At 61.9% G+C, this 21,712-nt stretch carries 20 protein-coding genes and 1 tRNA gene; 10 read left to right on the top strand and 11 right to left on the bottom strand.

Translation table 11 applies throughout. The features are described from left to right. Window positions 1–9: 9 nt before the first annotated feature. From AC13QO_RS09440 to AC13QO_RS09425, 4 genes are all read right to left on the bottom strand, one after another. Window positions 10–3,333 carry a transglutaminase family protein gene (locus AC13QO_RS09440; RefSeq protein WP_488540514.1) on the bottom strand — a complete coding sequence of 1,108 codons (3,324 nt, stop codon included), beginning with the start codon at window positions 3,331–3,333 and terminating at the stop codon, window positions 10–12. Window positions 3,334–3,443: 110 nt separating this feature from the next. Next, window positions 3,444–4,826, bottom strand: a complete 1,383-nt coding sequence (locus AC13QO_RS09435; RefSeq protein ID WP_488540513.1) for a sensor histidine kinase — start codon at window positions 4,824–4,826, stop codon at window positions 3,444–3,446. Then, window positions 4,823–5,500, bottom strand: a complete 678-nt coding sequence (locus AC13QO_RS09430) for a response regulator (RefSeq protein ID WP_085779464.1) — start codon at window positions 5,498–5,500, stop codon at window positions 4,823–4,825. Before AC13QO_RS09430 ends, AC13QO_RS09435 begins: the two co-directional genes overlap by 4 nt. Before the next feature lie 93 nt (window positions 5,501–5,593). Next, a complete protein-coding gene (locus AC13QO_RS09425) occupies window positions 5,594–7,462 on the bottom strand; it encodes a TPR end-of-group domain-containing protein (protein WP_097597240.1) in 1,869 nt (622 codons plus the stop codon). A gap of 322 nt (window positions 7,463–7,784) precedes the next feature. Between AC13QO_RS09425 and AC13QO_RS09420 the strand changes: the two genes are divergently transcribed. From AC13QO_RS09420 to AC13QO_RS09400, 5 genes are all read left to right on the top strand, one after another. After that, window positions 7,785–8,831, top strand: a complete 1,047-nt coding sequence (locus AC13QO_RS09420; protein ID WP_488540512.1) for an ABC transporter substrate-binding protein — start codon at window positions 7,785–7,787, stop codon at window positions 8,829–8,831. A 292-nt stretch (window positions 8,832–9,123) separates the two neighbouring features. After that, window positions 9,124–10,068, top strand: a complete 945-nt coding sequence (locus AC13QO_RS09415; RefSeq protein ID WP_020922265.1) for a Bug family tripartite tricarboxylate transporter substrate binding protein — start codon at window positions 9,124–9,126, stop codon at window positions 10,066–10,068. Beyond that, a complete protein-coding gene (locus AC13QO_RS09410; protein ID WP_285192543.1) occupies window positions 10,065–10,556 on the top strand; it encodes a tripartite tricarboxylate transporter TctB family protein in 492 nt (163 codons plus the stop codon). The genes AC13QO_RS09415 and AC13QO_RS09410 overlap by 4 nt, the downstream gene beginning before the upstream one ends. A gap of 87 nt (window positions 10,557–10,643) precedes the next feature. Next, entirely contained in the window at window positions 10,644–12,161 is a 1,518-nt protein-coding gene (locus AC13QO_RS09405; protein ID WP_488540511.1) for a tripartite tricarboxylate transporter permease, read from the top strand. Between the two features lie 157 nt (window positions 12,162–12,318). Beyond that, complete coding sequence (locus tag AC13QO_RS09400; protein WP_097597244.1) at window positions 12,319–12,489, top strand: hypothetical protein; 171 nt, start codon at window positions 12,319–12,321, stop codon at window positions 12,487–12,489. A gap of 113 nt (window positions 12,490–12,602) precedes the next feature. Here the strand turns inward: AC13QO_RS09400 and AC13QO_RS09395 are convergent, their stop codons facing one another. After that, entirely contained in the window at window positions 12,603–13,694 is a 1,092-nt protein-coding gene (locus tag AC13QO_RS09395; protein WP_285192545.1) for a DUF475 domain-containing protein, read from the bottom strand. A 349-nt stretch (window positions 13,695–14,043) separates the two neighbouring features. On the opposite strand from AC13QO_RS09395, the gene AC13QO_RS09390 reads away from it, so the two are divergent. From AC13QO_RS09390 to AC13QO_RS09380, 3 genes are all read left to right on the top strand, one after another. Continuing rightward, the gene (locus tag AC13QO_RS09390; RefSeq protein ID WP_285192546.1) at window positions 14,044–14,274 is read left to right on the top strand and encodes a hypothetical protein; all 231 of its coding nucleotides are present in this window, start codon (window positions 14,044–14,046) and stop codon (window positions 14,272–14,274) included. Between the two features lie 59 nt (window positions 14,275–14,333). Beyond that, window positions 14,334–14,513 (top strand): hypothetical protein, encoded by a 180-nt coding sequence (locus tag AC13QO_RS09385; protein WP_085779457.1) that lies wholly within the window; start codon window positions 14,334–14,336, stop codon window positions 14,511–14,513. A gap of 148 nt (window positions 14,514–14,661) precedes the next feature. Further along, window positions 14,662–15,387, top strand: coding sequence for a hypothetical protein (locus AC13QO_RS09380; RefSeq protein ID WP_488540510.1), 726 nt, complete (start codon window positions 14,662–14,664; stop codon window positions 15,385–15,387). A gap of 6 nt (window positions 15,388–15,393) precedes the next feature. On the opposite strand, the gene AC13QO_RS09375 is transcribed toward AC13QO_RS09380, so the two are convergent. The 5 genes from AC13QO_RS09375 to cpdR1 form a co-directional block, all read right to left on the bottom strand. Next, window positions 15,394–15,888 carry a hypothetical protein gene (locus AC13QO_RS09375; RefSeq protein WP_183698729.1) on the bottom strand — a complete coding sequence of 165 codons (495 nt, stop codon included), beginning with the start codon at window positions 15,886–15,888 and terminating at the stop codon, window positions 15,394–15,396. Between the two features lie 312 nt (window positions 15,889–16,200). Then, window positions 16,201–17,244, bottom strand: coding sequence for a porin (locus tag AC13QO_RS09370; protein ID WP_285192548.1), 1,044 nt, complete (start codon window positions 17,242–17,244; stop codon window positions 16,201–16,203). A gap of 400 nt (window positions 17,245–17,644) precedes the next feature. Then, entirely contained in the window at window positions 17,645–17,926 is a 282-nt protein-coding gene (locus tag AC13QO_RS09365) for a hypothetical protein (RefSeq protein ID WP_085779454.1), read from the bottom strand. A 100-nt stretch (window positions 17,927–18,026) separates the two neighbouring features. Further along, window positions 18,027–18,101, bottom strand: a tRNA-Val gene (locus AC13QO_RS09360). An 84-nt stretch (window positions 18,102–18,185) separates the two neighbouring features. Beyond that, window positions 18,186–18,548, bottom strand: coding sequence for a response regulator CpdR1 (cpdR1, locus tag AC13QO_RS09355; RefSeq protein WP_003542883.1), 363 nt, complete (start codon window positions 18,546–18,548; stop codon window positions 18,186–18,188). A 188-nt stretch (window positions 18,549–18,736) separates the two neighbouring features. Here cpdR1 and AC13QO_RS09350 point away from each other — a divergent pair, with 188 nt between their 5' ends. Further along, window positions 18,737–19,618 carry an N-formylglutamate amidohydrolase gene (locus tag AC13QO_RS09350; protein ID WP_085779417.1) on the top strand — a complete coding sequence of 294 codons (882 nt, stop codon included), beginning with the start codon at window positions 18,737–18,739 and terminating at the stop codon, window positions 19,616–19,618. A gap of 267 nt (window positions 19,619–19,885) precedes the next feature. Next, window positions 19,886–20,659 (top strand): histidinol-phosphatase, encoded by a 774-nt coding sequence (gene hisN, locus AC13QO_RS09345; RefSeq protein ID WP_085780191.1) that lies wholly within the window; start codon window positions 19,886–19,888, stop codon window positions 20,657–20,659. Window positions 20,660–20,727: 68 nt separating this feature from the next. Here the strand turns inward: hisN and AC13QO_RS09340 are convergent, their stop codons facing one another. Then, window positions 20,728–21,702, bottom strand: coding sequence for an alpha/beta fold hydrolase (locus AC13QO_RS09340; protein ID WP_285192553.1), 975 nt, complete (start codon window positions 21,700–21,702; stop codon window positions 20,728–20,730). Window positions 21,703–21,712 lie beyond the last annotated feature (10 nt).

Here is a 21,712-nt window from a genome sequence, read left to right as displayed (position 1 = left end):
CCCCGGGTCTCAAATGCCGGCAGGCCGCCTCAGATCCAGCGTCAGCGGGAATTCCGGCGAACCCGTCTCGGCGCGCGGGATGAAACCGCCCGCCGTATGCCCCCACGGCTCGAAGCGGGCCAGCCGCCTTGCTTCCGCCTCGTTGCCGTTGACCGGGAAGGTGTCATAGGTCCGGCCGCCCGGATGGGCAACATGATAGATGCAGCCGCCAATCGAACGCTTCGACCATGTATCATAAATGTCAAAAGTCAAAGGTGTGCTGATCGGCAGCACCGGATGCAAGCCCGAAGCCGGCTGCCATGCCTTGTAGCGAACGCCGGCGACCGATACGCCCGACGTGCCGGTCGGCGTCAGCGGCAGGACGCGGCCGTTGCAGGTGACGGTGTAGCGCGCGGTATTGCTGGTTTCGAAGCGTACCTGCAGGCGTTCGACGGACGAATCGACATAGCGAACCGTGCCGCCGATCGCGCCTTGCTCACCCATGACGTGCCAGGGTTCCAGCGCCTGACGCAGTTCCAGCTTCGATCCTTCATAGTCGACCTCGCCGCAGAAGGGGAAGCGGAATTCGAGTTGGGCCTTGAACCATTCAGGGCTGAGATCGAAGCCGTTTTGACGCAAGTCCGCCAGCACATCGAGGAAGTCGGCCCAGACATAATGCGGCAGCATGAAGCGGTCGTGCAGCGAGGTTCCCCAGCGCACGAACTTGCCGTCGGCCGGTTTCATCCAGAAGCGAGCGATCAGCGCACGCACCAGCAGCTGCTGGGCCAGCGACATGCGGGCATTCGGCGGCATTTCGAAACCGCGGAACTCCACCAGGCCGAGGCGGCCCGTCGGGCCATCGGGGGAGAAGAGCTTGTCGATGCAGATTTCGGCGCGATGGGTATTGCCGGTCACGTCGATCAAGAGGTTGCGGAACAGGCGGTCGACGAGCCAGGGCAAAGGCTGCTGGCCGCGGCCGGGCGCCGGGATCTGCGCCAGTGCGATTTCCAGCTCGTAGAGGCTGTCGTGGCGGGCTTCATCGATGCGCGGCGCTTGGCTGGTCGGGCCGATGAACAACCCGGAGAAGAGGTAGGAAAGCGAGGGATGGCGTTGCCAGTGCAGCACGAGGCTCTTCAGCAAATCCGGGCGGCGCAGAAAGGGGCTGTTGTTCGGATTGCTTCCGCCGACGACGACATGGTTGCCGCCGCCGGTGCCGGTATGGCGGCCGTCGATCATGAACTTGTCGGCGCCGAGACGGCTCTGGCGGGCCTCCTCGTAGATGGCAGTGGTGATGTCGACCGTTTCTTTCCATGTCGAGGACGGATGAATGTTGACCTCGATGACGCCGGGATCCGGGGCGACGCGGATGACGTTGATGCGCTCGTCTTGCGGCGGCGGATAGCCTTCGATGTGAACGGCGAGACCGAGAGCGGCGGCCGCTCGTTCGGTCGAGGCGATGAGATCGAGATAATCTTCGAGCGTTTCTGTGGGCGGCATGAAGACGCAGAGGCGGCCATCGCGCGGCTCGACGGAAATCGCGGTGCGGACGTGGCCGCCGATCTCGTTCAACGATTGAGGTGCCGCCGGTTGCTGGCCGGTGAAGGGCTGGAAGTGCGCGGCCTGTAGCGGACGCCCGCTATCCTCGGCGAAATCCGGCAGTTCCGGGCGCTGCACAAACGGATCGAGCGGGTTGATATAGGGATATTGCGAGGGCGGGATATAGGCGAGCGAATTGAGCGGCAGACGATAGCCGACCGGGCTGTCGCCCGGCACGAGGAAGATGCGGCCGCGCCGCGTCGACCATTTCTCGCTCGTCCAGGTGCGGCCGCTGGCGCGCGCGTTCCAGGCCTGAACAGGCAGGACATAACCGGTCGGGCGGGTCAGTCCGCGATTGAAGACACGGGCGATACGGCTGCGCTCCTCGGCGTCCTTGAGTTTGGAATTCGCCGGATCGACATTCTCCGGCAGGTTCGCTTCCTTGGTGAGCCATTCGGCGGGATCCTCGAAGGCCGGCGCGACATATTCCGGGGACACATCCAGCTCGCCGGCAATCGCCGTGAGCAGCCGGCCGGCATCATCCTCCGTGACCTCATAATTGCGGCCCTCGGTGGCGACGAGATTGTCATCGGACCAGATCGGCAAGCCATCTTTGCGCCAGTAGAGCGAGAAGGTCCAGCGCGGCAGGCTTTCGCCCGGATACCATTTGCCCTGGCCGTAATGCAGAAAGCCGTTCGGGGCGAAGCGGGTGCGAAGCCGGCGGATGAGCGCGTCCGCCTTTTCGCGCTTGGTCGGGCCGACGGCCTCGGTGTTCCATTCGGCGGATTGAAAATCGTCGATCGAAACGAAGGTCGGCTCGCCGCCCATGGTGAGGCGCACATCCTCGGTTTCGAGGATACGATCGACTTTCTCGCCGAGTTCGTTGAGTTCGTTCCAGCTGTCATCGGAGAAGGGCTTGGTGATGCGCGGATGCTCGGCAACGCGCGAGACCTTCATATCGAAGGCGAATTCGGTTTCGGCCTCGCCGAAATAGCCGCCGGAAATGGGGGCAGCGTTGCGGTAATGCGGCGTCGCTGCAAGCGGGATATGGCTTTCGCCGGTCAGGAGGCCGGAGGTCGGATCGAGGCCGACCCAGCCGGCACCCGGCAGATAGACCTCGGCCCAGGCATGCAGGTCGGTAAAATCGACTTCGGTCCCGGAGGGGCCATCGAGCGCCTTCAGGTCAGGCGTCAGCTGAATGAGGTAGCCGGAGACGAAGCGCGCGGCAAGGCCGAGATGGCGCAGGATCTGGACGAGCAGCCAGCTGGTGTCGCGACAGGAGCCTTTGGCGTTTTCCAACGTCTCTTCCGGCGTCTGCACACCGGCTTCCATGCGGATGACATAGCCGATCTGCCGCTGCAGGCGGGCGTTCAAACCGACGACCATATCGATCGTCGGCTGGCCCGGCGACCAATCGAGCGTCGGCAGCAGTGCCTTGAGACGCGGGCCGGCGGGCTCCGGCGTCATGTAGATCGACAGATCCTCACGGATGGTTTCAGGATAGTCGAACGGCCACTTTGTCGCCTCCTCCTCTACGAAGAAATCGAAGGGATTGTAGACCGTCATGTCGGCGACCAGGTCGACCTCGATCTTGAACTCGGTCACGGGATCGGGGAAGACGTAGCGGGCGAGGTAATTGCCGTAGGGGTCCTGCTGGAGGTTGACGAAGTGGTTGGAGGGCGTGACCTTCAACGAGTGGCTGAGCACCCGCGTCTTCGAATGCGAGGCCGGTTTCAACCGGATGATCTGTGGGCCGAGGCGGACCGGTTTGTCGTAGGTATAATGCGTCAGATGATAGATGCTGGCTTTGATCGACATATTTCTCTTTTTATCCGGCGCGCATCATTGTGCGGCTTGCTGTTCCCGAAGTCAGTGTGTGCAATGCAGCGAAAGAAAGCAAGGGCCGAACGTCGAGGACCCGGCGGCTTTTACGCCGCTTTGGCGAAGGTGACCGCCGCCTTCAGACCCTTGCCGCCCGCGCCCGGTTCCAGCGTCAGGGCGGCGTTGAAAAGATTGGCGATTTCTTCGACGATCGGCAGGCCGAGGCCGGCGCCGGGCGCGCCGGAATCATTGCCGCGCGAAAAGCGCCTGCGGACCGCCTCCAGCTTCTCGCTGGGAATACCGGGACCATTGTCCTCGACTTCGAGGCGAACCGTGTCGGCGGCTGCGATGATGCGGACGGTGACCTCAGCCCCCTTGCCGGCATAGGCGATGGCGTTGCCGGCGAGATTGCGCAGCATCTCGCCGATCAGCAGCGGCTCGGCGCGGATCATGGCCGGGCTTTCGCCCTCGAAGCCGAGATCGATACCGGCGACGGCGGCCGTCGGGATCTGCTCGCCGGTGATTTCCTGAGCGATTGCCGCAAGGTCGATGGCGGAGGCGGTCAGCGCCTCCTTGGCCGTGGCGGCATCGATCTTCGCCATCAGGAGAAGCTGAGCAAGGATGCGCTCGGCATGCGCCACGGCCTGGTCTCCCTTCAGCGCCGCCGCCTGGGCTTCATCAAGCGCGCCGGCGCGGGCGGAAAGGGCGAGCTGGGTGCGGATGATCGCTAAGGGCGTGCGCAACTGATGGCTGGCGTTGCCGGTGAAATTGCGCAGCGCATCGAGGGCCGACTGCAGGCGGACCATGAAAGAGTTCACCGTATCTACCAGCGGCTCGACCTCGCTCGGCACGGTTTGTTCGATCGGATGCAGATCGCCAGGGCTGCGTTCGCCGATAGCGTCGCCGAGCTTGTAGAGCGGGCGGAGCGCCACCGTGACCGATATCCAGACGATCACCGCCGCGCCCAGGATCATGAAGGCGAGACGCAGCGCCGAACGTACGAGAATCGCCTGCGTCAATTGCCGACGGGCGATGGTGGTTTCGGCGACCGTCACAACGAAGGGCACGGAGCGGATGCCCGTCGAGGCCGAGCGCTCGAGAGTGGCGATGCGGATCGGTTCGCCGCGGAAGCTGTCGTCGGCAAAGGCCGCGGCATTGCCGGGCGTTTTCTTCAGGACCGGCAGGGATTGATAGCCGGTGATGAATTGACCCGGAGGGCCGTCAACACGGTAGAAGACCCGGTCCTGCGCCGCCGAGGTCAGCATTTCAAGAGCGACATAGGGAATGTCGACCTGCAATGTCCCGTCTTCGGCGACGACGACGCGTTCGGCAATTGCCAGAGCAGAGCCGGCGAGCACGCGGTCGGAGACGATATTCGACGTCTGGACCGCTTCGCGATAGGTATCGGCGAGCGCCAGCGTGCCGATGACGGCGGTCGAGATCAGCAGCCAGAAGAGCAGCCGGCGCCTGAGGGAGTAGGCGGCTTTCATGAGGCCCCGGGCAGCTTGTCGAGATAGTATCCGATGCCGCGGGCAGTCTTGACCGTCAGGCCGTGCGGCGAGAGGCGTTTCCTCAGCCGGCTGACATATTGCTCGATGGCGTTTGCGGAAATATCGTCGTCGAAGGCCGTCAGCGACTGGATGATCGCCTCCTTGGCCACGACCTTGCCGGCCCGCATGAAGAGGATTTCGAGCAAGCCGAGTTCGCGGGCGGGAATATCAAGCGGGGTATCGCCTGATGAAAAGGTGCGGGAATTGAGGTCGAAGGAAATGCCGCCGAAACCGACGGTCGCCGAACGCAGCCCGGCCTGGCGGCGCAGCAGCACGCGTACGCGGGCCTCGAATTCGGTAATATCGAACGGTTTGATCAGATAATCGTCGGCGCCGAGATCGAGACCCTTCACCCGTTCTTCCGGCGTGCCCCGCGCCGTCAGGATCAGGACGGCTGCTTGGTTCTGCCGGGCGCGCATGGCGCGCAGCACGTCGAGCCCGTCCATCTCGGGCAGGTTGAGGTCGAGAATGACAAGATCGAAATTTTCCGCGGCGATAACCGCATTTGCGGATGCGCCGTCATGCACGACGTCGACGGCATGGCCCGTGCCGCGCAAAATCGCCGACAGGCCGTCGGCCAACGCGATATTATCTTCTGTGAGCAGGATGCGCACGGATGTTCCCTCTGTTTTCAAAGGAGATTACAGAGGTGGCTGAGCGATGTCATAGCGATTTTCAAAATTCGGTGAATGGCGGGGGACGGGATTTCAGCTCCCGGTCCTCTCGACCCGTTCACGTTCCGTCATTGCGATCGCCAACAATTTCCGAAAGCGGGGATCCTCGCGGATGTTGTCGAGGTCGGAATCATTGTCGAACCATTTGATATGATAGACGGAGCTGTGCGGCAGCAGCTTCTCGAGCAGGTCGATTGCTCGGTCGGTATCGCCGAGGACGGAATAGACGCAGGCAAGATTGTACTGGGCGACAATGTCGTCGGGATCGATGGCGATCGCCCGGGCGGCCCAGTCGCGCGCCCGCTTCGCATCGCCGAGATGGGCAAGCGCCAGCGCGCCGCGATGGGCCGGGCCGGAGTTTTCGGGATTGAGATTCAGCGCACGTTCGGCGCGCAGCAGGCCGAGTCGTGCCCAGTTTTCCGTATCCACCGGACGGCCGAGGGAGCGGTAGGCCGACATCAGATGGATCGGCGAGACGTAGTCGTCAGGGCGGATTTCGGCGGCGCGGGTGAAATATTGAACGGATTTGGCAAAGTTGCCGCGCATGAAGAAGAACCGGGCGTAATGAAAATTCGCCTCGAAAAGGTTCGGGTCGAGCGTGAGGGCACGTTCGAAGGCAGCCGCCGCACGATCATCGAGACCGCTCTGATGCAGGGCCAAGCCATGCGAGGCGTGGGCCTCGGGAAGATCGGGGTCGAGCTGAAGGGCCCGTGCGCTCATATCGAGAATGCGCCTCAGCGGCACATCGTCGGGCGCCCAGTCGCGGATCGCAGCGTCGCAATCGGCGATGCCGGCATAGGCCCGGGCATAATCGGGGTCAAGTTCTACCGCCTTGCAGAACATGCGCCTTGCGAGCTCGAGATAGGATTTTGTCCAGGTGTGGGAGAGCTGGCGACCCCTGAGATAATAGGTATAAGCCTCGACATTGGCCGTCGGTTCGTTGGCGATTGCCTTCTTCTCCTCCGGCAGCAGGCGCACCTTCAGCTGACTGACGATCGCCTGTGTGATCTCGTCCTGGATGGCAAAGATGTCGGTAAGGTCGCGGTCGTAACGTTCGGCCCAGAGATGGTCGCCATTGGCAGTGTCGATCAGCTGGCCGGAGATGCGTACGCGCTTGTCGAAGATCCGTACGCTTCCTTCGAGCACATAGCGCACACCGAGTTCCTGGGCGAGGCGCTTCAACTTCACCGATATGCCCTTGTAGGTAAAGATGGTGTTGCGCGGCACGACGTGCAGGCTCGAGATCTTAGAAAGATCGGTGATGATGTCTTCGGTGATGCCATCGGAAAAATAATCCTGATCGGCGTCACCGCTCATATTTGTGAAGGGCAGCACGGCAATGAAGCAGGTATTGCGGTTCTCAGCCACCAGCCTGGTGGAGGAGGGCGGCGCCAAGGTGACGGTGTAGACCTGAACGGGCTGCCTGATATTCTTCAGCATGTGCTCGCCGATGAACTCGAAGCCGAGATTGAGGCGCGAGCCGACCTGGTCGCGCACGGAGGCCGACACGGCGATGCCGCCCGGTGCTGCGATACGCTCAAGCCTTGCGGCAAGATTGACGCCGTCGCCGAATATGTCGCCGTTCTCGACCACGACATCGCCGAGATTGATGCCGATGCGGAATTCAACGCGCTCGTCCTTCGGCACGTTCTCGTTGCGGGCCGACATGCTGCGCTGTATTTCGGCAGCGCAGGCGACGGCATTCACCACGCTCTGGAATTCGGCAAGGATGCCATCGCCGGTGAGTTTGACGATCCGGCCCTTGTAGTCGGAAATCCGAACGTCAATCAGCTCGCAGCGATGGCGGTTCAGCGCCTGCAAGGTGCCTGACTCATCCATGCCCATCAGTCGGCTGTAGCCGACGACATCCGCAGCGAGAATAGCGCTCAGTCGTCGTTCCATGACCCCTCCCATGGATCTTCCCAGGATAGTCTAGCTTTTTCTAGAGTTTTTGTCGCGTAGAGTCGTCCCCGAAAACAAGTTCGGGCGGCTTCGACGTTTTGACGCGGCAGCGCGACCATATATCGTCGCGGTTCTTCATCAATACTCTAAAGGGGTGAAGCATAGAACTGATCGCTAATCCTTTGTGGTGAAGAGGCCGTTCCCGTTGAGGAAAGCGACATTATTGTCCGGATCGATGTTTCCCGGTCGGCAGCTTCGATCCAGCGCCCTTGCTCCTCTCTGTTCGCTCAGGCATTGTTGCTGCATGAGGAGAATTTGCATTTTGCTGCTGGCGTTCTGGCCGGGTTGCGTCCTGGCGGACCAAGCCTTCTTTCCGGCGAAGTCGGGCGATGCCGCCGCACCGGTGCTGACGGTCTATTCCTCGCTCGACGAGCCGTTGGCGCAGCCGATGATCCGGGGTTTCCAGGAGGCCAATCCTGACGTCGCGGTCAAATACGAGGACATGCTGACCGGCGAAATCTACGACCGAATTGTCGGGGAGACGGATGCCGGCAAGAAGACGGCGGATTTTGCCTTTTCCTCGGCGATGGACCTGCAGGTGAAGCTTTCCAACGACGGCTATGCGCAGGTCAGCAATCTGCCGATGAGTGCGGCCTGGCCGAAATGGGCGAACTGGCGCAACACCGCCTATGCGCTGACCTTCGAGCCGGCGGTATTCGTCTATCACAAGCCGAGCTTTGCGCACGAGCCGGTGCCGAGCTCGCGGGCGGAATTCGTGGACTATCTGAAGCGCAAGGGCAATGCGGTCTATGGCCGGATCAGCACCTACGATATCGAGCGATCGGGCGTCGGCTTTCTTTTCATGGCGCGCGACCAGGAGCAATTCGGCGACATCTGGTCGGTGATCGGCGCGATGGGCGCGGCCGGCGTCAAGCTCTACTCGACGAGCTCGGCGATCCTCGAACGCGTCGCCGACGGGCGCTTCGTGCTCGGCTATAATATTCTCGGTTCCTACGCCGCCGACTGGGCTTCGCGGCACCCCGATGTCGGCATCGTGCTGCCGAAGGACTATACGGTGGTGATGTCGCGCATCGGGCTGGTGCCGCAGGCTGCAGCCGAGCCGGAGCTCGGCCGCCGCTACCTTGCCTTTTTTATGTCGAAGGAGGGCCAGACGATCATGGCGCGCGAGCTGCAGATCCCGGCAGTCAGCCCGGAGGTGGCGGGGGAGAACACTGCCAATACGCTGCAGGAACTGCTCGGCGCCCAACTTCGGCCGGTGCCGGTCAGTCCCGGGCTGATGGTCTATCTCGATCAGGTAAAGCGTGCGCGGCTGATCGCGCACTGGAACGAGGTTCTGCGGGCACAGTGAAGAAGGCCAGCTTTTGGCCCGTTCATGACCTCAATATCTGTTACACCTCGGCGGGCTGCTGGCCCAATTACGGCAAAAAAGCGGCTTCTCCTTCTGGATATCTGGCCGATGTCAGCTAGATGACAGGTTGTTGTGGTGGCTTTGGCTACTTCTTCTCCGTGGAGGCGGAGAATTGAAGTTTGGGAGGCATTCCGCTCGTCATTCAGGACAACTGCGTCCGCTGGCCGGCCACCCCTTCCGATTCACTCGAGAATAACAGGCGGTTCGCTCAACCGCCCACGGAGGACACATCGTGAAGCATACGTTCATCGCAACCATTCTTGCAGCCGCCATCGCGCTGCCGGCCTATGCTGCCGACTACACCATCATCGCGCCGGCCGCTCCCGGCGGCGGCTGGGACCAGACGGCCCGTTCCCTGCAGGCTGCGCTGCAGCAGGAGAAGATCGCCGGCAACGTACAGGTCCAGAACGTCCCCGGCGCTGGCGGTACCATCGGCCTTGCGCAGTTTGCCAGCCAGGCTGCCGGCAATCCGAATTCGCTGATCGTCGGCGGCTATGTCATGGTCGGCGCCATCCTCACCAACAAGTCGCCGGTGACACTTAAGGACGTGACGCCGATCGCCCGTCTGACCGGCGAATATGAAGCCATCGTCGTTCCTGCCTCGTCCGATATCAAGACGATGGCCGATCTGGTCGCGGCGCTGAAGAAGGATCCGGGTTCGGTTTCCTGGGGCGGCGGCTCGGCCGGCGGCACCGACCACATCACCGCTGGCCTGATCGCCAAGGCTTCCGGCGTCGACCCGACGAAGATCAACTATGTCGCCTTCTCCGGCGGCGGTGAAGCGCTCGCAGCCATTCTCGGCAACCAGGTCACAGCAGGCGTTTCGAGCTACAGCGAGTTCGAATCGCAGGTGAAGGCAGGCATGCTGCGTCTCCTCGCCGTCTCCAGCGACAAGCGTATCGACGGCGTCGACGCCCCGACGCTGAAGGAGGCCGGCACCGACGTCAGCATCCAGAACTGGCGCATGGTCGCCGCAGCCCCTGGCCTGTCGGACGACGAAGTTGCCAAGATCACCGCCGATTTCGAGAAGCTGCACAGCTCTGCCACCTGGCAGGAAACGCTGAAGACCAAGGGCTGGGCCGACACCTATCTGTCCGGCGACGCCTTCAAGGCGCAGCTCGAAAAGGACGTCTCCGCCACAGAGGGCATTCTTAAAGAGATCGGACTTGTTCAATGAGCGAGGATAAGACCTCCTCGGCAACCGAGCGCCGCCCTGATCGGGCGGCGTTCATCATTGCCGTTTTCCTCTTCGCCATCGCCGGTGTGATGGCCTGGGATGCAACGCATCTGAAAACGATCGCACAGTACGCCCGCATCGGTCCGGCGACGGTGCCTGAGGTTGTGGCGTTCGGGCTCTTCTGTCTTGGCGTCTGGACTGCCGCCGAAGCTTGGCGCGGCGAGTTTCCGGAACGAGAAAAGCAAGAAGTGGCACCCGTCATCTGGATCGTCGCGGGTCTTGCCTGCCAGATGCTGCTTCTGCGCGTTGCCGGCTTCTCGATTGCGACCGGTATTCTGTTTGCACTGACCGCACGCGGCTTCGGCAAACGCAAGCTCTGGATCTCGCTGCCGATCGGCATCGTTTTCAGCTTCATCGTCTGGGCGATCTTCTCGCAGCTCCTGCAGCTGACGCTGCCGGCCGGCCCGCTCGAACATCTGTTCTTCTGACAGCGCGGGACGCGCTGTCAGCTCTTTTGATTTTTCGCGGCGACCGATTGCGAAGGCACGGACGGGAACGCCGCCTGGGACACCAAGATGAGCACATTCGAATTCCTATGGCAGGGTATCCTGGTTGCGATGCAGCCGATGAACCTGGTTTATGCGCTGGTCGGCGTGACGCTCGGCACGGCCGTCGGCGTGTTGCCCGGCATTGGCCCGGCGCTCACTGTGGCGCTGCTGCTGCCGGCCACCTACAAGCTCGATCCGGGCGGCTCGCTGATCATGTTCGCCGGCATCTATTACGGCGGCATGTATGGCGGTTCGACGACGTCGATCCTGCTCAACACGCCGGGTGAAAGCGCATCGATCGTCACCGCGCTCGAAGGCAACAAGATGGCGCGGGCCGGGCGCGGCGGACCCGCATTGGCGACGGCAGCGATCGGCTCCTTCGTCGCCGGCCTCATCGCCACGCTCGGGCTCGCCTTCATCGCGCCCTACATCGTCAAGCTGGCGCTGGTCTTTGGGCCGCGCGAATATTTCGCGCTGATGGTGCTCGCCTTCGTCACCGTCTCCTCGGCCTTCGGAGATTCGGCGCTTCGAGGCCTGACCGCGCTGTTCATCGGTTTCGCGCTCGCGATGGTCGGCATCGACCAGCAGACGGGGCAGGCCAGGCTTTCCTTCGGCATCCCCGACCTGCTCGACGGCGTCGAAGTGACGACGCTTGCGGTGGCGATGTTCGCGATCGGCGAGACGCTCTATATAGCAGCGCAGGGCAACCGGGTCGCGGAGCAGGTGGAGGCGGTCAAGGGTTCGCTCTGGATGAATGCACAGGACTGGTCGCGCTCCTGGAAGCCCTGGCTTCGCGGCACGCTGATCGGTTTCCCGATCGGCGCGATGCCGGCGGGCGGCGCTGAAATCGGTACCTTCCTGTCCTACTCGACCGAAAAGCGGCTGGCGAAGAACCCGGAAGAATTCGGCCATGGCGCGATCGAAGGCGTGGCCGGACCGGAGGCGGCGAATAATGCGTCAGCCGCCGGCACGCTGGTGCCTCTCCTGACCCTAGGCCTGCCGACGACGGCGACGGCGGCGATCATGCTCGCCGGCTTCCAGCAATACGGGCTGCAGCCGGGGCCGCTCCTGTTTGCCACCAATCCGCAGCTCGTCTGGGGACTGATCGCCAGCCTGCTCATCGCCAATGCAATGCTGCTCGTCCTCAACCTGCCGATGATCGGGCTCTGGGTGCGGCTGCTGACCATTCCGAAGCCATGGCTCTATGCCGGCATCCTGCTGTTTGCGACGCTCGGAACCATCGGCGCCAACCCTTCCGTGTTCGAGCTCGGCATGCTGCTCGCCTTCGGCCTGCTCGGTTATGTGATGCGGCTCTTCGGCTATCCGATCGCGCCTGCCGTCGTCGGCCTCATCCTCGGGCCGCTGGCCGAGCAGCAGCTGCGCCGCGCGCTGGCGATCAGCCAGGGCGACGTGACGACGCTGGTGACGTCACCGATCGCGGCAGGCCTTCTCATCGTTGCGGCGGCTGCCTTCCTGATCCCGCTGATCCTGCGCATCCGCGGTCGGGGCCAGGTGCTGTCGCAGCTGGCGGCAAACGAAGACTAGAAGAAAAAGACAACCTTACCCCTGCCTGGAGGCCGGCCATGGTACCATGCGCCGGCCTCTTCTTTTTGCATGGCTGCGGTGATTTTCCGTGCATTGTAGATGTGACAGCGCACCGCCATCTATGAGTGGTCAATCATAAAGCAAGAGGAACAGGACAATGTCCGCCATCCGCAATTCAGTCCACGCCGGCTTCCTGGGCCGTGCATTTGCTGCGCTGAGCGCCGCCAACGCCGTCAGCGCCGCTGTCGAAGCCGGCCGTCGTCCGCGCGCCCGCGACCTCAAGGAGCTTGGCATTGATCCGGCTTCGTTCGCTCAGGTCATCCGCTAAGCGCTCAAGGCATGCAGGAATGAAACAGCCCGCAACCGGATGGTCGCGGGCTTTATTTATGTCGGAGTAGCCGCAACGCTGAGGCGCGTTGCGACCCGTAATTGTCTGCCACGTCAGACGTGCAGTTCCTCCCGCCGGCCGGCGTGATCTTCTGCCCGCTCGCGCCTGTTGTAGCGAATGGACGACCAGAGCGACAGGCCGATCAGTGCCGCGCCGCCGAGACCGGTGATCACTTCGGGAATATGCACCAAGGTTTGCGCATACATGATCACTGCGAGGATTAGGATGGCGTAGAAGGCGCCATGTTCGAGGTAGCGGTATTCGGCAAGCGTACCCTTCTCGACCAGCATGATGGTCATCGAGCGCACATACATGGCGCCGATGCCGAGGCCGATTGCGATGACGAAGAGGTTCTGCGTCAAGGCGAAGGCGCCGATGACGCCGTCGAAGGAGAAGCTGGCATCCAGTACCTCCAGATAGATGAAGGCGCCGAGGCCGCCCTTGGCGGCAGCGCTCATCGTCTGCTGCGACGCATCGAGCAGTTCGCCGACGACCTCGACGGCTAGGAAGGTGAGCAGGCCGTAGATGGCGCAATGGACGAAGATGCTGGCTTCCTCGCCGCCGATCAGCCAGGAGAAGACAAGCATCAGCGCCAGCACGAAAGCGATCTCGATGCCCCTGATTGTGGCCGAGCGCGCCATCACCTTTTCAAGGCCGCGAAGCCAATGGATCGTCTTCTCATGGTCGAAGAAATAGCTGAGGCCGACCATCATCAGGAAGGTGCCGCCGAAGGCTGCGATCGGCAGATGCGCATCGTTCATGATGCGAGCATATTCCTCGGGCTCGCGGGCGGCGAGCACCAGAGCGTCCCAGGGGCCGATCCGTGCCGCGATCGCGACGATCGCCAACGGAAAGACGATGCGCATTCCGAAGACGGCAATGATGATGCCCCAGGTGAGGAATCGTTTCTGCCAGACCGGCGTCATCTCCTTCAGCTTGTTGGCATTGACGATGGCATTATCGAAGGAGAGCGAGATCTCCAGCACCGCAAGCACGGTGCAGATGAAGAAGACGGTCGCCATGCCGCCGGTCGTGCCGGTCGTCTGCCAACCAAGCACGGCGCCGAGAACAAGGCCGAGAGCCGTGACGATGAACGCCCAGCGGAAATAGCCGAGCGAGGATTTAGTGGTCTGGGGCTGGTTCATGGCCGCACCTCGCGGCCGCACAGCTTGTTGGAGAGGGTGGAGATTTTGTCAAAACGCCGCATGCCACAACGGGCATGCTGACGAGGCATGGTGAGCTTTTTCATCGATGAAAAATCCGCCGGCTGAGTTGCAGGCGGTACCGACATCACGAGAGCGCCGTAAAAACTCTCGCCAGAGGGGCCCGGCACCAATGTTTCCCGTAGCCGATGTCTGGAAGGCTGCGGGATGGGCCTTAGGTAATCTACTTCCCAAACCAGTCAAGGCCAAACGCCCCACGGAAAACCGCATAATTTCGGGAACCATCCGCGCCTCCCCTCGTTAAACCCTGGTTGAGCTGAAAAGGACGCCGATGATGCACACTTCGACCCATATTCCCGACAAACGCACAGAGGCATCCGACCGCATGAAGCGGGCAAAGCCGAACCGCATGCAGAAGGCACAGGTGCTGCCGCCGCATCACGTCGATCTGACGCTGACGCCCGGCGTCTATCACGACATTCACGTGCCGGCACATGTGAGCGGTGCGGACCTCTCCAAAGGAGGCCCCGACATCAAAGCTCATACGAGAACGAAGAAATAGCGGCTCCGAGGGCTTTTCGGCGCGCTGACAGTTGATTTGAAACACAGGGTGAGAAGCACATGACAATGAACTTTGTGCCCCGGGATATTGTTATCCGGCACGAAAATGAATGGCAGGCCATCCGCGAGGGGGCGGACAACCGCATCGAGATCGGTAAACGCAAACAGCCGATCGGTTCCCCCATCAGCGGCGCCGCATCGGCCGGAAAAAACGAGTCTTCAGCTCAACGTCCGGACTAGGCGAAAGACAAACCTCTGGAGATAGGCGCCCGGCGATGCCGGGCGTTTTGTCGTCTAGCGCATCGGCCCGCGTCAAAGATAACGGCCCTCGCCAACCTTTCGGAAAGGATTGGGCAGCGATAATCCCGGCCTCACGGGATTCGGAAAGATGGCCAAGACAGCGACACGCGGCCGCCGCAAGGCGCCGGCGAGAGGAAAGAGCAGAGCACGCAGCAGTGGCGGATTGCTGCCCTGGGCGGTGATCGCCATTGCCGCGGTCGGCGGCATCGTGGCTCACGACAATTGGAAGAGCCTTCAGCCGCTGCTTGAACGGCAGTCGACGCCGATCGTACGCGAAATGGCGGAGCCGAGACCTGTCGCCAGGAAGGATGTGCCGCCGAAGCAGGTGGCGCTTGCCGCACCGACGCCGAGAGCCGCGCCGACGACGCTACAGGCGCCGCCGCTGCCGCCGGCCGCAATCCCGACGCCGGCCATCCAGCCGATCAAGGCGGTGCCGGCCCCGGCCTCTCCCGGAGCTCAGCAGACGGCGACGGGCGCCTTCGGCTATTGCGGGCAGGGCGCGCACATCAATTGCGTCGGCGACGGCGGCGTTTTCTGGTACAAGGGCGAAAAGATCGTCATTGCCGATATGGCAAGCCCGGTGGCCGACCAGGCGCGCTGCGATGACGAACGCAGGGTGGCCTTTGCCGCGAAGCTGCGCCTGCTGGCGCTTCTGAACGCCGGCCCGTTCACCATCGATGCGGCCGGAAAGACGGAGTCCCCAGGCGCGCCGCGGATCGTCTCGCGCGACGGACGCTCTTTTGGCGCACAGCTGATCAAGGAAGGGCTGGCGCGCAAGCCGGGGGCTGCCGGCGGCGCGTGGTGTGCCGCCTGACGGCAGCTATTTTCCCTTTTTCACCAGCTTGCCGCCGGTACGGAAGCTGCCGGTGAAGGAGGAGTCCTTGCTTTCGGCGGTACATTCGATCGCGATCGGCTTGCCGGCGTAGGGATTGCCGAAGGTGCAGAAACCGGCGACCTTGACCTGGCCGGTCATCTTGTTGCCGACGCCCGTCGTGACGAGGCTCAGCGGCAGGCGAGCATTGCCGTTGGAGGCCGGCTTGATGCCGCTGCCATCGCCCTGGAAACCGAGCGCCTTTCCATCTGAAGTGAAGATGAAGGTCACCGAGCCGTTGGCCAGGGTGACGCTGGCAAGCTCGTTTTTGCAGCCCTTCGTGGCGTCGAACTTGGCGACAACCAGTTTGGCGCATTTGCCGGAAAGCGTAATGACGCCGGGGGCGCCGGGAAATGTCTCTGGCGGGGAGGCGGGCGCAGCAGCGGCTGGCAAGGCGAGGACCGCGGCAACAAGGCCGGCGGCGACAAGCGCGGATAATTTCATTTCGATCTCAAATCCCATGTCCTGGCGAGGCGAATCACCGCTTCATCCTAGCATGGCTCTGTGTCCGGATTTGGTTCCGCTACCGCTGCAGCACAAAGATAGTACTGGCGGCCGGCCGTGCTTAGAGCATCCTTTTGCGTCCGATAGGACGCACGGCTCTATAATGGCGGCGCTGGTCGAGCGCCTGCCGCTTTGGATGCACGTCTGCTCAAGGGGAATGGGCCCAGGCAGGGAAGTCCAGGCCCATTCTTTCCCGATCGGAGGTCAGTCGGATCAGGAATGAATAGCTGCCGGTCGGACCGGCAGCCTTGATTAGAACGCGCGCTGCAGGCGGAAGTAGCCCGAGGTCACGTCGTCGGCATTGTCCGGATCGAGGTACTGAACAGAAACCTTTGCCGAGAAGTTGTCGACGATCTGGTAATCGATCGTGACGCCGGCCTTCCAGGCGCTGACGTCGTCGTTGAACTCGCCGGCGGTGACGCCGTAGTTGTCGTAATACTGAACAGCCGGGGTGATCTTCAGCTTGTCAGTCGCCTTGATGGCGTATTCGGCAGCGATCGCCCATTCAGCCTTGTTGTAGTAGGCGTTCGGGTTGGATGCGTAGACAACTGCGAGGCCGAGCGTGCCCGGACCAACAGCAACCGTACCCATGGCGCGGACGGCGCCTTCTTCGTTGTCGGTGTCGTAACCGGCAGTGATCTGGTAGCTGAAGATACCGGCCTTGCCGCCGAGACCGACTGCAACGCCGACGTTGTTAGCGGTTTCGCCGTTGTAGAACGGGCTGTCTTCCAGCTCGTCGACGCTGATGCCGGCGTAGAAGGCGTCGGTTTCGTACTGATAGCGGAGCGAGTTGTGCAGCGTGACCGGAGAGCCGATATCGTCGGTTTCGCCGGAGAGGCCGTCGTCCCACCAGCTGTAGAACAGACCAGCGCGGAAGCCGGCGATGTCGATGTAAGCGGAGTCGAGCTGGGCCTTCTGGGCCGAAGCGTTGTCAGCGTTGAACTGCATGACGATGACGCCGGTCAGCGGACCATATTCGGTGTCGCTCTTGGCCGTGAATTGAACCTGGCCTCGCGTACGGGCGTCCCAATCCGAGTCGTTGGCGACAGAACCGCCGCCGCCGGCGCCGATCGAGCTGGCGTTCGGAGCAACGTCCACCTGGAAACGGATGTAACCGTTGATCTTCAGGCAGGTTTCGGTGCCCGGGATAAAGAAGTAGCCGGTGCCGTAAGCGTCGCAGACGCGGACGTATTCAACCGGTTCCGGCTCGGCAGCAACGATAGCGTCGGCGGCCTGAGCGCCGGATACTGCTGCGAGGGCAGCAGCGGAGCCGAGAAGAAGGCTCTTGATGTTCATGAAATAACCTCCAGTTCAGATGCAGAAGGATGAAGACCGTTGCCATCGGCAGTCCCTACATGTCTTCACCCCGTGTGATCGAAGCGGCACCTTTTTGGCAAGGTGTCTGCCTCGCCGCGGAAGTTACATAGGGGTTGTTGCGCTGCAATGTGATTATCGATCATGACAACAGGCTTCACAGCTATGTTGCTGAAATAACACGCTTTTTGTCACAAACTCGTCATCTGTTTGTCACAAAAATCATACTTTTGGATTGCGAACAACGAGTGGCTGAGCACTCAGCAATTGTATGCAATTATTGCTCGAATGAGCGCGTCCTCATATGAGGGCGCGCCGCGGCCGCCATCTGCATGCAGCCCTGTGGGGCAAGGACAGTGGTCAACCATCCATGCTCTGCAAATCACTCCAGAATAGCTTCCTTGCGCGCCACATTGCCGCTCACGTCGATGTCGCTGCCCAACATCGCGCTGCCGGACAGATCAACGCCGTAGTCCAGGAGGTTCTGCCGTGTCAGATGGAGTATTACCCGGCCAGCCTGCTCGACCGGCCTTCCTCGCAGGTGAGATACGACATATTCGGCAGTGACGGGGTAGCGTCCCTGGGGAAGGCTGACACCTTTTGCCAGCGAAATCTTGTCGTTGGACACGACGAGAGTTTTGCGTCGTTTAATGACCTGCGCCACGGTGAGAACTCCTATTGGCAGGTCTATCGAACCTGCGGGCCACTATGCAAAAAAGGCCTCTCGATTTCTCGAAAGGCCTTTGCTTTTCAGCGAATTAGGATGGTGGGCGTGACAGGGATTGAACCTGTGACCCCTACGATGTCAACGTAGTGCTCTCCCGCTGAGCTACACGCCCATCCGATGGCGGCGCATAGATCACAAAACCTTTGGAGCCGTCAATAGGCTTTTTTCAGTTTTGTGACGCGCCGCCCGACAAGCCTTACGCGGCAAGCATTTTATTGACCTCATCGACGAGATCGCGCAGGTGGAAAGGCTTGGAAAGGACCTTGGCATCCTTCGGCGCCTTCGAATCGGGGTTCAGCGCCACGGCGGCAAATCCGGTGATGAACATCACCTTCAGGTCGGGGTCGAGTTCGGTGGCGCGGCGAGCCAGCTCGATGCCATCCATTTCGGGCATGACGATATCGGTCAGGAGCAGAGAGAACGGCTCCTCGCGCAGGCGGTCATAGGCGCTGGCGCCGTTGTCGTAAGAAAGGACCTTGTAGCCGGCCTTTTCCAGCGCTTTCACCAGGAAACGGCGCATGTCATTGTCGTCTTCGGCGAGAAGTATCTTCTGAGTCATCAATCCAGACCGCTAATCAATAGGTTTTGGGTGGGCTGCCAGCCGTTTACACTAGTCTTTGTCCGGTAAACAACCGGTGAATTGCCTATGCGCGACCGCCATCCCTCCTACATAGTATGGACTTGCGGCCGGGCAACTGGCAACATGGGCGAAGCAGTCAGTTCATGACATGGTAAAGAGGGCCAGAAGTGCCGGAAATCCGCGAATACGAGCTTTTTGAGGTTCATGAGCCCGTGTCGCAGACCATCCCTTTCGTCTACAACTCCCCCCATAGTGGCCGCGTTTATCCACCGGAATTCATCGCGCAGTCGAGGCTGGAAGGCATAGCGATCCGCCGTTCCGAGGACCATTACGTCGACGAGCTGTTCGGCTCGGCCGTCGAACTCGGCGCGCCACTGCTCGCCGCCAATTTTCCGCGGGCCTATCTCGACGTCAATCGTGAGCCCTACGAGCTTGATCCAAGGATGTTCGACGGGCTGCTGCCGCCCTATGCCAATGTCAATTCGCTGAGGGTCGCCGGCGGGCTTGGAACCATTCCGCGCATCGTTGCCGAGAACATGGAGATCTATGCACGGCGGCTGCCGGTGCAGGAGGGGCTCGATCGGGTCGAGGCAGTCTACAAGCCTTACCACGCGGCGCTGCGACGGCTGATCGCCCGCACCCATGTGCAGTTCGGCTTCGGCGTTCTGATCGACTGCCACTCGATGCCCGGCAATGTTCGGGTCGCGGGCTGCACCGGGCGGCCCGATTTCATCATCGGCGATCGCTACGGCACCAGCGCTTCGGCCGAACTTTCGCGCGCCGCCATCGCCATCCTCGAGGAAATGGGCTTTGCTGCGATCCGTAACAAGCCTTACGCCGGCGGCTTCATCACCGAACATTACGGCCGTCCCTCGCGCGGTCTGCACGCGCTGCAGATCGAAGTGAACCGGGCGATCTATGTCGACGAGGTGACGCTGGAGAAGCGCGAGGATTTCGCCGCGGTGGCCGACGCCGTCGCGGCCTTCATGCGGCAGATGGCGGATCATGTCGAAAAATTCGCCGGCGATCGGGCGTTGGCCGCCGAGTAAACCTGCAATTTCCTGATCTCGGCTTGCCTCCCCAGGCCAAAAAAAACCGCGCTTGTCAGCGCGGCTAAGTCTAGGGAGGAAACACCCAAGGAGGGTATTTACAGTCAGAAGACTGTAATGACGACGCTACTATTGCGTTGCACAAATGTCAAGCAATATATTGCGCTGCGATATCTTTGGGCAATCCGCCCGAAGTTGCCCTCGTCGTTTGCATTCCCGCTCGTTTTCGCTATGAAAGCGCATTCCCGCCAGCCAAACGGTGTCACCATGCTTCCTGACCGTTCATTCTTCAATCGTCTGGCGGAGGTCGCCCGCGCCGAGACGCTGCCGCGCTTCCGCTCCGGCCTCGATGTCACGAACAAGCTTTCTTCCGGCTTCGATCCGGTGACGGAAGGCGATCGGGCGGCCGAGCTCGCAATCCGGGCGCTGATCGAGGAGAATTTCCCCGACCACGGCATTCTCGGCGAGGAGCATGGCGATGTCGGGCTCGACCGGGACTATGTCTGGGTGATCGATCCGATCGACGGCACGCGCGCCTTCATATCGGGCGTGCCGGTCTGGGGAACGCTGATCGGTCTGCAGAGGCAAGGCCGGGCGATCATGGGCATGATCGAGCAGCCCTTTACCGGCGAACGTTATTTTGCCGACGAGAACGGCTCGATCTATATCGGGCCAGAGGGTGAGCGACGGCTGGTGACCCGCCAGTGCGAGGCACTTTCGAGCGCCATCCTGTTCACGACCTCGCCACATCTCTTCACCGGCGGCGAGATGGAGAAATACCGGGAGATCGAGGCGCAGGTGCGGCTCTTCCGCTATGGATGCGACTGTTATGCCTATGCGCTGCTTGCCGCCGGTCATATCGATCTCGTCATCGAAAACGGGCTGAAGCCCTATGACGTCGGCGGCATTATTCCGGTCATCGAGGGGGCGGGCGGCATCATCACCACCTGGGACGGCGGACGGCCGGAAAATGGCGGCTCGATCATCGCCGCGGGCAGCCGCGCGGTCTATGAGCAGGCAATCGCCATCCTGCAGCGCTGAAGCCGGGCTCGGCAAAGCCGATGCCCCGGGTCGGAAAGGCCGATGCCAGTCAGCTAGGTTGCCCCGGCTTATGTGCCGAGGGCGGCGACATCACGGTTTTCTTCGGCATCGCTGCCGGGAATGAAGGCGTGGAAGGCGGCCAGCGCCGCGGCGCGATAGATATCCCGTTCCTGGAAGATCTCATGGCGGGCGCCGTTGATCGGCACCAGCTGGCCGGCGCGGAAATAACGCGAGAGCCGCTCCTGCGCCGTGTAGGGCACGACGCCGTCTCGTGTCGGGGCGATGACGATGGTCGGGATGGTGATCGAGAAGAGATGGTTGGGCGAGGTGACCCGGTCCATGGTCCGGAAGGCTTCGGTCAGCCAGCGGGCCGTCGGCGGCCCGAGCGTCAGTTCCGGATGAGCCTTCATCATCGCAACATTGCGCTCGAAGCGTGTTTCGTCCGAGGTCAACGGATTGTCGCGGAAATCGGGCTCCTTCAGCTTCGAGGTCAGCGGCATGAAGCCGAGGCCGCTGGCGGTCAGCGCGCCGGCGAGGGCGCGGATGACGCGGGGCGAGGCCGACTGGCCGGTCAGGCCGATAAAGGGAGCCGATAGCACCATGCGATCGATGCGGGTGGTGAGATAGGGGGCGGCCGATAGCGCGATCAGTCCGCCGGTGGAATGACCGAGCAGGTAGAAGGGCAGGCGGGTATCCGGCAGCACTATCTTTTCGAGGAAGGTGTCGAGGTCGCGCTCGTAATCGGAAAAGCGGCGGATATGGCCGTGATTGCGGCGCGTCAGGAGCCGCGACGAACCACCCTGGCCACGAAGGTCGAAGGTCGCGACCCAGAGGCCCTTGCCTGTCAGGTCGCGGATCGTCTCGAAATATTTTTCGATATATTCGTTGCGGCCATGGATGATGACGACCGTGCCCTTGGCGACCTGGCCACCGGAGCGGAAAACGGCGTAACGCAACCGGTGGCCGTCATGGGTTTCAAAGAACCCTTCGGTGCGGTTTTCCGGGGCGGGATTATCGGGCGTCGAATAGAGAACCTGATCCATGACTTACCAA

The organism is Rhizobium sp. CNPSo 3670, assembly GCF_057784555.1.
This window is presented reverse-complemented; position numbering and strand designations above follow the sequence as displayed.